Genomic DNA, 12,096 nt, shown 5'->3' on the forward strand with positions numbered 1-12,096 from the left:
GGTACTGCACTTGCTGCATCGTTGCGAATCGTTGTGTTCGTCAGCAGCAGAGAAGCGAGATTATGAAGCTTTACTACGATCTCGTCAACTCCCTTTTTTCCTTCGCTTCGCTGTCTTAACGACTGCGTTTGCGTTGGAGAGGCGAGATTATAGCCACACTATCATGCGCCTGCAAGGCCTGTTTTCTGTCGTTTTTCACGACATCGAAGCGACAAGTTCGTGATACCAGCGCTCTTGCCTTGTCTTGTGCAAGCGGAACCAAGCCTTGGCGGTTTCCGGACGCCAGACCTTCAGCATCTTCAGTACTTCATATGAAAACTCGAGCGGCGCCAGTCCGCTGGCGGTGATGAGGTTATCGCCGCGCACCGCCGCTTCCTTGCGGTACCAGGATTCGCCGCTGTATTCAGGGCAGGACTGTTTCAGGGATTCCAGATCGTCACTGGTATGGCGTCGCGTATTCAGGGCGCCAACGCTGGCCAGGCCGACCGTAGCGCCGCAAATGGCCGCGACCCGATGTCCGCGATCCAGCGCATTGCGCGCCAGCTCCAGAACCGGACGGGTCTGGGGCTGATCCCACAGGTTCGAACCAGGCAGCACCAGTACATCGTCCTGCTGCAACCCGATCGCATCGAAGGTCAGGTCCGGCGTATAGACCACGCCGCCCATGCTGCGAACGTCATCGCTGGTGATGCCAACCTTCAGCAGATTGAAGTCCATTCCCGGATCGGCGAAGTAGCGGCGGCTGTTCAGCTCGGCCGTCAGATAGCCGATCTCCCAGTCCGCCAGCGATTCGACGACAGCCAGATAGACGTTCATGCGACAGCGATCAGCGGCGGCCGGACTTCTGCTTGACGTCAGCCTTCGGCTTGGTCTTGATGGTAGCCAGGATCGACGGACGCGCCGCCGTCGATGCGGCCGGAGCAGCCGGCGCCCGATCGGCACGGCCACCAGCGCCACGCACGCCCGGACGCGCAGCAGCCGGACCGCGCTTGGCCGTCTCGCGCTCCGACATCGGCACATTGCCCGGCACCACGCGCTTGCGCTCGCTCACCGGCTGCCCGGTCTCTTCCGACGGATGCCATGCCGGAATCAAGTGCCGCTCGCCATTGCCGATCAAATCGCCACGGCCCATCTTGGTCAGCGTCTCGCGCAGGATCGGCCAGTTGGCCGGGTCGTGATAACGCAGGAAAGCCTTATGCGCCTTGCGCACCTTGCCGCTGCGCGCAGTTTCGACGACTTCCGAATCCTCGGTGACCTTGGCCAGCGGGTTTTTGCGCGAATGATACATCGTGGTCGCCATGGCCATCGGCGTCGGCGTGAAGGTCTGCACCTGGTCCAGCTTGAAGTTGTTCTTCTTGAGCCACAGGGCCAGGTTCAGCATGTCTTCGTCGGTGCAACCCGGGTGCGCCGCAATGAAGTAAGGAATCAGGTACTGCTTCTTCCCCGCTTCCAGCGAGAACTTCTCGAACATGCGCTTGAACTCGTCATACGCGCCGATGCCCGGCTTCATCATCTTCGAGAGCGTGCCCTGCTCGGTGTGTTCTGGCGCGATCTTCAGCAGGCCGCCCACGTGGTGGGTCACCAGTTCCTTGACGTATTCGGGCGAACGCACCGCCAGGTCATAGCGCAGGCCGGAACCGATCAGGATCTTCTTGATGCCGGGGATGGCGCGCGCCTTGCGGTACAGCGAGATCAGCTTGCTGTGGTCGGTGCCCAGATTGCTGCAGATGGTCGGATACACGCACGACAGGCGGCGGCAGCTTTCCTCGATCTTCTTCTCTTTGCACGCCAGGCGGTACATGTTCGCGGTCGGGCCGCCGAGGTCGGTGATGGTGCCGGCAAAATTCTTGGTCGTGTCGCGGATCAGCTCGATCTCGCGCAGGATCGACGGTTCCGAACGGCTCTGGATGATGCGGCCTTCGTGCTCGGTGATCGAGCAGAAGGTGCAGCCGCCGAAGCAGCCACGCATGATGTTGACCGAATAGCGGATCATTTCCCAGGCCGGGATATGGGCCTTGCCATAGCTCGGGTGCGGCGCGCGCGCATAGTTCAAGTCGTAGACGTTGTCCATCTCGTCCATGGCCAGCGGCAGCGGCGGCGGATTGAGCCAGACGTCGCGGTCGCCATGCGCCTGCACCAGTGCGCGCGCATTGCCCGGATTCGATTCCAGGTGGAACACGCGCGACGCGTGCGCATACATCACCGGGTCTTCGCTGACGGTCTCAAAGCTCGGCAGGCGCACCACGGTCTTGGCCGCCTTTTCGCGCGCGGCGGCCTGACGCTGCTCGCGCGTCATGATGACCACGGGTTTCGCCACCGGTTCCGGCGCGGCATTGTCCAGCGCGCAGGCTTTCGGGTCTTCCAGCGCCATCGCGTACGGATTCGGCTGCTTGTCGATGCGGCCCGGCACGTCCACGCGGGTGGAATTGTGCACCGACCATTCTTCGTCCGGCAGCCAGCCCTGCGGCACCAGGAAGGCGGTGCCGCGCAGGTCGCGGATATCCTTGATGTTCTCGCCCGCGGCGATACGGCGCGTGACGTCCACCAGCGCGCGTTCGGCATTGCCGAAGATGACCAGGTCGGCCTTCGATTCGAACAGCACCGAGCGGCGCACTTTATCCGACCAGTAATCGTAGTGGGCGATGCGGCGCAGCGAGGCTTCGATACTGCCGGCAATCACCGGCACGCCCGGGAAGGCTTCGCGGGCGCGCTGGCAGTACACGGTCACGGCGCGGTCCGGGCGCTTGTTCGGCGCGGCGTCCGGCGTATAGGCGTCGTCGGAACGGATTTTGCGGTCAGCCGTGTAGCGGTTGACCATGGAGTCCATATTGCCGGCGGTGATCCCCCAGTACAGGTTGGGCTTACCCAGCGCGCGGAACGGCTCCACCGACGTCCAGTCCGGCTGGCTGATGATGCCGACCCGGTAGCCCTGCGCTTCCAGCAGGCGGCCGACCAGCGCCATGCCGAAGCTGGGGTGGTCGATATAGGCGTCGCCGGTGATCAGGATGATGTCGCACGAATCCCAGCCGAGCGCGTCCATTTCGGCGCGGGACATCGGCAGGAAAGGCGCAGTAGCAGCGCGGCTAGAGCGCTTGGGAACGCTCGCGAAGAGATTGGTGGGGGAGTTCATTGGCCGGCATTGTACCGGAAAACCATTTTCGCGGCATCGCCGCCCCCAGAAAATGGCTTAACTATCAATGACTTGTGGCTTATTTGCCCAGTCTATGTTCCAGACTAGATCCCCATGTTCGACAGGATATTGCCAAGTTCACGCAGACCGGACTCGACGCGTGGGTGGCGGGCGGCGAAACGGGCGGCCAGTTCCTGCGAGCGCGAGCCCAGGCCATAGGTGGCGTCATCGAGCTGGGCTTGCGAGCGGCGTTCCAGGACTTTCTCGATATCGCCGTCGAGCTGGCGCAGCAGCATTTCGAGTTCGACGTCGGTCTCGCCGGTTTCCTGCAGGTGGCGGTGCAGGGCTTTGAGGCGGGCCTTCAGGTCGGCATCTTGTTCGGGTTGCATCGTTTTCCTCCGGTGGTGGGTCGATTTGATTGTACGACATGGGGGGAGGAAGGTAGAACACGGCTGTTCTGGGCAGTGCGCGCGGGAGGTGGGGCGGGTTGAACGCTGGACAATGCGCCGGGAAGCGGGAGCAGGTTGAACGCGTCGGCGGGGGACCCGCCAACCCTACGTAGGGCTGGCCTGGCGGCCGGCGCTACCGTTTATCGTAGGGTTGGCGGCTTTGCCGCCGACGCGGTGATACGCACCGGTCATGTCGCCACGACCGGCACCAAACACCGATCAGTTACCGGTCAACCCACGACGCTCCAGCAGCGGCTGAATGACCGCATCCTTGCCGCGGAAGTTGCGATACATCTGCATCGCATCCAGCGTACCGCCGCGCGACAGCAAGGTCTTGCGGAAGTGGTCGCCGTTCTTGCGGGTCAGGCCGCCGTTTTCCTTGAACCAGTTGACGGTGTCCGCGTCCAGCTTCTCGGCCCACAGGTAGCCGTAGTAGCCGGCCGAGTAGCCGCCCGCGAAGGTGTGCGAGAAGTAGGTGGTGCGGTAGCGCGGCGGCACCAGGGCGAAGTCGACGCCGGCCTTTTTCAGCGCGTCGGCTTCGAACGCCAGCACGTCGGTCGGGATCTGCTCCGGGGTCAGCTGGTGCCAGGCCTGGTCCAGCAGCGCCGCGGCCAGGTACTCGGTGGTGCGGAAGCCTTCGTTGAACTGCTGCGACGCCTGCACCTTGTCCAGCAGTTCCTTCGGCATCGGCTCGCCGGTCTGGTAGTGCTTGGCGTAGTTGGCCAGCACTTCAGGCCATGCCATCCACATCTCGTTCACCTGCGACGGGAACTCGACGTAGTCGCGCGGCACGCGCGAACCCGAGAAGCGCGGGTACTTCACATCCGAGAACATGCCATGCAGCGCGTGGCCGAATTCGTGGAAGGTGGTGCGCACTTCGTCGTAGGTGAGCAGGGTCGGCTCGCCCGCGGCCGGCTTCGGAATATTCAGGTTGTTGGCGATGACCGGCTTGGTGCCCAGCAGCGAGCTCTGTGCCACCCAGGCGTTGGCCCAGGCGCCGCCACGCTTGTTCGAGCGCGCGTACGGGTCGAAGGTGAAGATCGCCAGCTGCTTGCCGTCGACGTCGAACACATCGAACATGCGCACGTCTTCGTTGTAGCCCGGCAGGTCCTTGCGTTCCTTGAAGGTGATGCCGTATTCCTTGGTCGCGGCGAAGAAGACGCCGTCGATCAGCACGCGGTTCAGTTCAAAGTAAGGGCGCAGCTGGCCGGCATCGAAGGCGTAGCGCTGGGCGCGCACCTTGTCGCTGTAGAAGGCCCAGTCATGCGCGGCGGCCTGGAAGCCACCCTTCTCGGCGTCGATCATCTTCTGGATCTCGGCCGCTTCCTTGCGCGCGTTGTTCACGGCCGGCTTGGCCAGTTCGGCCAGCAGGCTGTTGACGGCGGTGGTGGTCTGCGCGGTCTGGTCTTCCAGGTGGTACGAAGCGAAGTTCGGATGGCCCAGCAGCTGGGCGCGTTCGGCGCGCAGTTTGGTGATCTTCAGCACCACGTCGCGGTTGTCGAACTCGCCACCGCGGCTGCCGCGCGCCATCGAGGCGGCCAGCAGTTTTTCACGGGTGGACCGGTTGGTCAGCACGGCCAGGCTGGCCTGCTGGGTAGTGTTCACGACCGGGATCACGAACTTGCCGTCCAGGCCACGTTTTTTACCTTCCGCGGCGGCGGCGTCAATCGCCTTGTCGCTCATGCCGGCCAGTTCGGCGCGGCTGTCGACCACCAGCGCCGATGCGTTCGATTCCTTCAGCACGTTCTGCGCGAACTGGGTCTGCAGCGCGGCCAGCTGGCTGTTGTAGTCCTTCAGCTTGGCCTTGTCGGCGCTCGACAGCTTGGCGCCGGCGCGCACGAAGTCATCGTAGTAGCGTTCCAGCAGATAGGTCGACTCGGCGTCCAGCTTCAGGCTGGCGCGCTTGTTGTACAGGGTCTCGATGCGCTTGAACAGCTTGTCGTTCAGGCGGATCGCGTCGCCGTGCTGCGACAGCTTCGGCGCCAGGTCCTTGCCCAGGGCGATCAGGGTGTCGTTGGTGTAGGAACCGGACAGGGTGCCGAAGGCGCCGCTCACACGATTCAGCAGGCGGCCGCTCTTTTCCATCGCGACGATGGTGTTGTCAAACGTCGGCGCGGCCTTGTTGTTGGCGATCGCATCGATCTCGGCGGCCTGCTGGCGCATGCCCTCGGCGTAGGCCGGCGCGAAGTGCTCGTTGCGGATCTTGTCCCAGGCCGGGTAGTTGAACGGCAGCGAGCTTTCGCGCGCGAACGGGTTCGACGCTTCCAGCTTGTTGCCGGGTGCGGCCGGGGCGGCCACGGCGACGTTGATGGCGGCGACGCTGGCGGCGGCGACCAGCATGATGTGAGGACGGTTCATGGTCTTGTTCTCGATGTTGTAAATGGGGTAGTGATCAGTTCAGGCCACGACGCTCGAGCAGCGGCTCGATGACCGGGTCGCGGCCGCGGAAGGCACGGTACATCTCGACCGCATCCTGGGTGCCGCCTTTCGACAGCACCATCTGGCGGAAGCGGTCGCCGTTCTTGCGCAGCAGGCCGCCGTTTTCCTTGAACCACTCGCCTGCGTCAGCGTCCAGGCGCTCGGCCCACAGGTAGCTGTAGTAGCCGGCCGAGTAGCCGCCGCCCATCGCGTGCGAGAAATAGGTGCTGCGGTAGCGCGGCGGGACCGGCGCGAAATTCAGGCCCGCATCCTTCAGCGCCTGCTGCTCGAATGCCACGACGTCAGTCGGGATTTGTTTTGAACCCAGCTGGTGCCAGCGCTGGTCGATCACGGCCGCGGCCAGGTATTCGGTGGTGCGGTAGCCTTCATTGAAGCGCTGGGCCGCGCGCAGTTTTTCCAGCAGTTCTTTCGGCATCGCGGCGCCGGTCTGGTAATGCTTGGCGTAGCTGTCCATCACTTCCGGCCAAGCCATCCACATTTCATAGACCTGCGACGGCAGCTCGACGTAGTCGCGCGGCACGCTGGTGCCCGAGAAGCGCGGATACTTCACTTTCGAGAACCAGCCGTGGGTGGCATGGCCGAACTCGTGGAAGGTGGTGCGCACTTCGTCCCAGGTGAGCAGGGTCGGCTCGCCGGCGGCCGGCTTGACCAGATTCAGGTTGTTGGTGATGACCGGCTTCTTGTCCAGCAGCGTGCTCTGGTCGACCAGGGAGCTCATCCAGGCGCCGCCGCGCTTGTTCGGACGCGCATACGGGTCGACCACGAAGATCGCCAGGTGGGTGCCGTTTTCTTCGAACACGTCGTACACGCGCACGTCGGCGTCGTAGGTCGGCAGGTCGGTGCGCTGCTTGAAGGTGATGCCCCACAGCTTGGTGGCGGCGAAGAAGGCGCCCTTCTCCAGCACGTTGTTGAATTCGAAGTAAGGTTTCAGCTGATTGGCATCGAACGCGTACTTGGCGGTGCGCACCTTGTCGCTGTACAGGCTCCAGTCCTGGGCCGCGACCTGGAAGCCGCCTTTTTCAGCGTCGATCACTTGCTGGATCTCGGCGGCTTCTTTCTTCGCATTGCGCACGGCCGGCTGGGTCAGGTCGCCCAGCAGCTTGTTGACCGAGGCGGTGTCTTTCGCGGTCTGGTCTTCCAGCGAGTAGGCGGCGTAGTTCTCGTAGCCCAGCAGCTCGGCGCGTTCGGCGCGCAGCTTGGCCAGTTGCAGCACCACGTTGCGGTTGTCGAATTCGTTGCCGCGGGTGCCGCGGATCATCGAGGTGGTGAGCAGCTTTTCGCGCGTGGCGCGGTTGCTCAGCACCGCCAGCGGCGCCTGCTGGGTGGTGTTGGTCACGGGGATCACGAACTTGCCGTCCAGGCCACGCTTCTTGGCTTCCACGGCGGCGGCGGCGATCGCTTTCTCAGGCAGGCCGGCCAGCTCTTCGCGGGACTCAAGCACGAAGGCCGAGTCGTTCACTTCCTTCAGCACGTTCTGACTGAACTGGGTCTGCAGCGCGGCCAGCTGGGCGTTGTAGTCCTTCAGCTTGGTCTTGTCGGCGTCCGACAGATTGGCGCCCGAGCGCACGAAGTCCTTGTAGTAGCGCTCCAGCAGGAACTTCGATTCGGCGTCCAGGCCGAGCGAGTCGCGCTTGTCGTGCAGGGTCTTGATGCGCGCGAACAGCTTCGGGTTCAGGCGGATCGCGTCGCCATGGGCGGCGAACTGCGGCGCCAGCTGCTTGTCCAGTGCCTGCAGGCTGTCATTGGTGTAGGAACCGACCAGAGTGTAGAACACCGCGCGCACGCGGCCCAGCAGCTGGCCCGAACGCTCCATCGTCACGATCGTGTTCTCAAAAGTCGGCGCCGCCTTGTTGTCGGCGATCTTGACGATCTCCTGCGCCTGTTCGCGCATGCCTTCGGCGAAGGCCGGAGCGAAGTGCTCGTTCTTGATCTTGTCGAAGGCCGGGTAGCCGTACTGCAGGGTGCTCGGCTTGGCGAATGGATTCGATGCCGGCAGGGCGGCGGCGGCTGGCTGGGAAATCGTCATGGTGGCGAAGGCGACGCTGGCTGCGATCAGCAGCAGTGGTGGACGGTTCATGAAGTCTCTTGTGCGTTATGGTGGGAAGGTATTTCGAACTCAAACGAAACGCCCCCTGTCGCTCATGACGACAGGGGGCGCGTGCAGCAATCAGTTACCGGTCAGGCCGCGGCGTTCCAGCAGCGGCTCGATCACCGGACCGCGGCCGCGGAAGTTCTGGAACAGGTCCATCGCTTCGGCGGTGCCGCCGCGCGACAGCAGCGTCTTGCGGAAGTGGTCGCCGTTCTTGCGGCTCAAGCCACCGTTATTGGTGAACCACTGCACGGTATCGGCATCCAGGCGCTCGCTCCACAGGTAGGCGTAGTAGCCGGCCGAATAGCCGCCGCCCATCGAGTGCGAGAAGTACGTCGTGCGGTAGCGCGGCGGCACCAGCGCGTAGTCGACACCGGCGTCTTTCAGGGCTTTCGCCTCGAAGGCCAGCACGTCGGTCGGAATCTGGTTCGGCGCCAGCTGGTGCCAGCGTTGGTCGAGCAGGGCCGCGGCCAGGTATTCGCTGGTCTTGTAGCCCTGGTCGAACTTTTTAGAGGCCACCACCTTGTCCAGCAATTCCTTCGGCATCGGCGCGCCGGTCTGGTGGTGCTTGGCGTAGTTGGCCAGCACTTCAGGCCAGGTGACCCACATCTCGTTGACCTGCGACGGATACTCGACGAAGTCGCGCGGCACGTTGGTGCCCGAGAAGTGCGGGTACTTCACATCCGAGAACATGCCGTGCAGCGCGTGGCCGAATTCGTGAAAGGCGGTCACTACTTCGTCGTAGGTCAGCAGCGTCGGCTGGCCGCTTGGGGGTTTCGGAATGTTCAGGTGGTTGCCGATCACCGGACGCAGGCCGAGCAGGTGCGACTGCGACACGTATTCGTTCATCCAGGCGCCGCCCTGCTTGTTCGAGCGGGCGTACGGGTCGAAGATGAAGATCGCCAGCTGCTTGCCGTCGACATCGAACACGTCGAAGGTGCGCACGTCCGGGTTGTACACCGGCAGGTCCTTGCGTTCCTTGAAGGTGATGCCGTATTCCTTGGTGGCGGCGAAGAACACGCCGTCGACCAGCACGCGGTTCATTTCAAAATACGGGCGCAGCTGGTTCTCGTCGAAGTTGTAGCGCTGGGCACGCACCTTGTCCTGGTACATCGGCCAGTCATACGCTGCGGCCTTGAAGCCACCCTTCTCGGCATCGATCACCTTCTGGATGTCGGCCGCTTCCTTCTGCGCATTGGTGACGGCCGGCTTGGCCAGGTCGCCCAGCAGCTTGTTGACGGCGGCCGGGTTGCGCGCGGTTTCCAGTTCCTGCGAATAGGCCGCGAAGTTCGGATAGCCCAGCAGCACGGCGCGTTCAGCGCGCAGCTTGGCCAGGCGCAGCACCTGCTGGCGGGTGTCGAATTCGCCGCCGGTGGCGCCGCGCTGGAGCGATGCCTGCAGCAGGCGCTCGCGCGTCTTGCGGTTCTTCAGCGTCGACAGCGCCGGCTGGCTCGAGGTGTTCACCAGCGGGATCACGAACTTGCCTTTGACGCCGCGCTTCTCGGCTTCGTCGGCGGCGGCCTTGATCTCGGCGTCGCTCATGCCTTCCAGTTCGGCGCGGGTGTCGACCACCAGTGCCGCGGCGTTGACGCCTTTGAGCACGCGCTGGGTGAAGTCGGACTGCAGCGAGGCGATCTCGCCGTTGTAAGCCTTGAGCTTGCGCTGGTCGGCTGCCGACAGATTGGCGCCGGCGCGCACGAATTCCTTGTAGTAGCGCTCGAGCAGGAAAGTCGATTCGGCGTCCAGGCCGAGCGAGGCGCGCTTGTCGTGCAGCGCTTTCACGCGCGCGAACAGCTTCGGATTCAGGTGGATCGCATCGTCGTGCGCAGCCAGCTTGGGCGACATCTCGCGGTCGACCGCATCCAGCGTGTCATTCGTATTGGCGCCGTGCAGATTCGAGAAGGTCGCGCCCACGCGCGACAGCAGCTGGCCCGAGCGCTCCAGCGCGACGATGGTGTTGTCGAACGTCGGCGCGGCCTTGTCGTTGGCGATGGCCTCGACTTCGCGCAGGTGCTCGCGCATGCCGGCGTTAAACGCAGGCAGGAAATGCGCGTCCTTGATCTTGTCGAAGGCCGGGTAGTTCAGCGGCAGGCTGCTCGGCTTGGCGAAGGGGTTGGATGCGTCGAGGACGGCGGAGGTGGGAGCGGCAATGGCAGGTGCATGCGCCAGCGCGACGGCGGCGGCTACGATGAGCAGTTGTGGACGGTACATGGGATCTTTCGCGAACACTGGGAAGGGTGCTGCCGGGCTAGCTCGACAGCCTTGCGCGAAGATCATAGCAGGCTTGCTCTTATATCGACACAATTAAAAAGTATCCAATGTAACAGCATGGGGAGGCCGTATTGACGGCGGTATTGATGACCGTGAGGTCATCGTCGCATGCGCCGGATGGTCTGCATCCCGCCCCTGTGCGGCGCCTGTGCTAGCATCGGCCGCCATGCATTTCCCCGCTTTCCCATGACTTCTTCTCCTGCCCGTTTCGATGCGATCGTAGTCGGCACCGGACCCGGTGGCGCCAGCGTGGCGCGCGAACTAGCGCGCGCCGGGCGCCGGGTACTGATCCTGGAACAGGGCGGCGCCGCGCCCCTGAGCGGCACCGTGACCCAGATGGCAAGCATGGCCGCGGTGCCCGGCCGTGCCGCCTTCATCCATCGCGATGCTTCGCTGCTGGTAGGCGGCGCCACGCTGGGCGGCAGTTCGGCGGTGAACTTCGCCACCGCCGCGCCGCCGCCGCGCGCGCTGTTCGATGCATACGGCATCGACCTCGAACCGGCCCTCGGCGCATTGCGCGCCGACCTGCCGATGGCGCCCCTGCCCGACAACCTGGTCGGCCCGATGGCGGCCCGCATCGCAGGAGCGGCGCGCGCCCTCGGCCTCGATTGGCGCAAGCTGGACAAGATGATCCGCCCCGCGCTTTGTCGCAGCGGCTGCTGGCGCTGCGCCTATGGCTGCCCGTTCGGCGCCAAGTGGAGTGCGCGCGAATTCGTCGAGCAGGCAGTGCGCCATGGCGCGCTCCTGCAGGCGCGCAGCCGGGTCACACGCGTGTTGCTCGAAGACGGCCGCGCGGCCGGGGTCGAGCTGGTGCAGGACAAACGCCTGCACACCGTACGTGCGCCGCTGGTGGTGCTGGCCGGTGGCGGCATCGGCAGCCCGCGCATCCTGCACGCCTCAGCCCTGGGGCCGCGCCATGCGCCGTTCTTCAGCGATCCGGTAGTGGCAGTGATGGGAACCGTCGACGATATCGACGGCGGCGCCGAGGTGCCGATGGCGGCCGGCATGCACGACGCGCAGGCCGGCATCGCGCTGGCCGACCTGACCTTGCCGCGCCCGATGTACCAGGCCTTCGCGGCGCAAGTCGGAAGGGTGGACCGCCTGTTCGCGCACCGGCGCACGCTGAGCATCATGGTCAAGATTCGCGACGATATCGGCGGCCGGATCGGGCCGCGCTGGGCCGACAAGCGGCTCACCGATGCCGACCGCGCGCGCTTGCGGCAGGGAGAAGCGATGGCGCGCGCGATCCTGGCCCAGGCCGGGGCGCATCATGTGTTCAGGAGCTGGCATTTCGCCGCGCATCCGGGCGGCAGCGTGCGCATCGGAGCGGGCGTCGATGCCGATTTGCAGACCTCGGCCAGGGGGCTGTTCGTGTGCGATGCCTCGGTGATTCCGGGGCCATGGGGTTTGCCGCCGACCTTGACGCTACTGTGCCTGGGCCAGCGCCTGGGGCAGCATCTCAGTAATGCGGAGGCGGTTCGTTGAGCGGCGCCTGGCCGGCGTCGCGCAGGGTGCGCACGTGGTCGGCCATCTTGGTCAGCATGGCTTCCAGCTGGTCGATGCGGCGTTCCTGGCGGTAGATGGTCTTGTTCATCTCGTCGAGCAGGTCTTCCTGCTGGGCGAGCTTGATCTCGAGATTGATGAAACGGTCTTCCTGGTCCACGGCGAACTCCGGCTGCAAAGCCGGCATTATGCCAGCCTTGCATTGCAGTTCGGGC

General features: G+C 64.5%; 8 protein-coding genes. 1 reads left to right on the forward strand and 7 read right to left on the reverse strand.

Annotation, left to right across the window (positions count from 1 at the left end; genetic code table 11):
• Positions 1–195: 195 nt before the first annotated feature.
• From RTQ83_RS09525 to RTQ83_RS09550, 6 genes are all read right to left on the reverse strand, one after another.
• Positions 196–816: a DJ-1/PfpI family protein gene (locus RTQ83_RS09525; protein WP_312513729.1), complete on the reverse strand. Its 621-nt coding sequence runs from the start codon at positions 814–816 to the stop codon at positions 196–198.
• 10 nt (positions 817–826) lie between these two features.
• The gene (locus RTQ83_RS09530; protein WP_312513731.1) at positions 827–3,055 is read right to left on the reverse strand and encodes a YgiQ family radical SAM protein; all 2,229 of its coding nucleotides are present in this window, start codon (positions 3,053–3,055) and stop codon (positions 827–829) included.
• Positions 3,056–3,234: 179 nt separating this feature from the next.
• A complete protein-coding gene (locus RTQ83_RS09535) occupies positions 3,235–3,519 on the reverse strand; it encodes a DUF4404 family protein (RefSeq protein ID WP_312513733.1) in 285 nt (94 codons plus the stop codon).
• 279 nt (positions 3,520–3,798) lie between these two features.
• Positions 3,799–5,937 (reverse strand): M3 family metallopeptidase, encoded by a 2,139-nt coding sequence (locus tag RTQ83_RS09540; RefSeq protein WP_312513735.1) that lies wholly within the window; start codon positions 5,935–5,937, stop codon positions 3,799–3,801.
• Between the two features lie 34 nt (positions 5,938–5,971).
• Complete coding sequence (locus tag RTQ83_RS09545; RefSeq protein WP_312513737.1) at positions 5,972–8,095, reverse strand: M3 family metallopeptidase; 2,124 nt, start codon at positions 8,093–8,095, stop codon at positions 5,972–5,974.
• Positions 8,096–8,185: 90 nt separating this feature from the next.
• Positions 8,186–10,318 (reverse strand): M3 family metallopeptidase, encoded by a 2,133-nt coding sequence (locus RTQ83_RS09550; RefSeq protein WP_312513739.1) that lies wholly within the window; start codon positions 10,316–10,318, stop codon positions 8,186–8,188.
• A gap of 246 nt (positions 10,319–10,564) precedes the next feature.
• On the opposite strand from RTQ83_RS09550, the gene RTQ83_RS09555 reads away from it, so the two are divergent.
• Complete coding sequence (locus RTQ83_RS09555) at positions 10,565–11,863, forward strand: FAD-dependent oxidoreductase (protein WP_312513741.1); 1,299 nt, start codon at positions 10,565–10,567, stop codon at positions 11,861–11,863.
• Here RTQ83_RS09555 and RTQ83_RS09560 read toward each other — a convergent pair.
• Positions 11,838–12,068: a SlyX family protein gene (locus tag RTQ83_RS09560; RefSeq protein ID WP_290417711.1), complete on the reverse strand. Its 231-nt coding sequence runs from the start codon at positions 12,066–12,068 to the stop codon at positions 11,838–11,840. The genes RTQ83_RS09555 and RTQ83_RS09560 overlap by 26 nt on opposite strands.
• Between the last annotated feature and the right edge of the window lie 28 nt (positions 12,069–12,096).

The organism is Massilia sp. (assembly GCF_031995545.1).
GTDB lineage: Bacteria > Pseudomonadota > Gammaproteobacteria > Burkholderiales > Burkholderiaceae_D > Telluria.

Bases quoted from the DNA above. Each gene is read 5' to 3' on its own strand.
- RTQ83_RS09545 (WP_312513737.1), bottom strand. From the start codon at position 8,095: ATGAACCGTCCACCACTGCTGCTGATCGCAGCCAGCGTCGCCTTCGCC.
- RTQ83_RS09530 (WP_312513731.1), bottom strand. From the start codon at position 3,055: ATGTCCCGCGCCGAAATGGACGCGCTCGGCTGGGATTCGTGCGACATC.
- RTQ83_RS09535 (WP_312513733.1), bottom strand. From the start codon at position 3,519: ATGCAACCCGAACAAGATGCCGACCTGAAGGCCCGCCTCAAAGCCCTG.
- RTQ83_RS09525 (WP_312513729.1), bottom strand. From the start codon at position 816: ATGAACGTCTATCTGGCTGTCGTCGAATCGCTGGCGGACTGGGAGATC.
- RTQ83_RS09555 (WP_312513741.1), top strand. From the start codon at position 10,565: ATGACTTCTTCTCCTGCCCGTTTCGATGCGATCGTAGTCGGCACCGGA.
- RTQ83_RS09540 (WP_312513735.1), bottom strand. From the start codon at position 5,937: ATGAACCGTCCTCACATCATGCTGGTCGCCGCCGCCAGCGTCGCCGCC.
- RTQ83_RS09550 (WP_312513739.1), bottom strand. From the start codon at position 10,318: ATGTACCGTCCACAACTGCTCATCGTAGCCGCCGCCGTCGCGCTGGCG.
- RTQ83_RS09560 (WP_290417711.1), bottom strand. From the start codon at position 12,068: ATGCCGGCTTTGCAGCCGGAGTTCGCCGTGGACCAGGAAGACCGTTTC.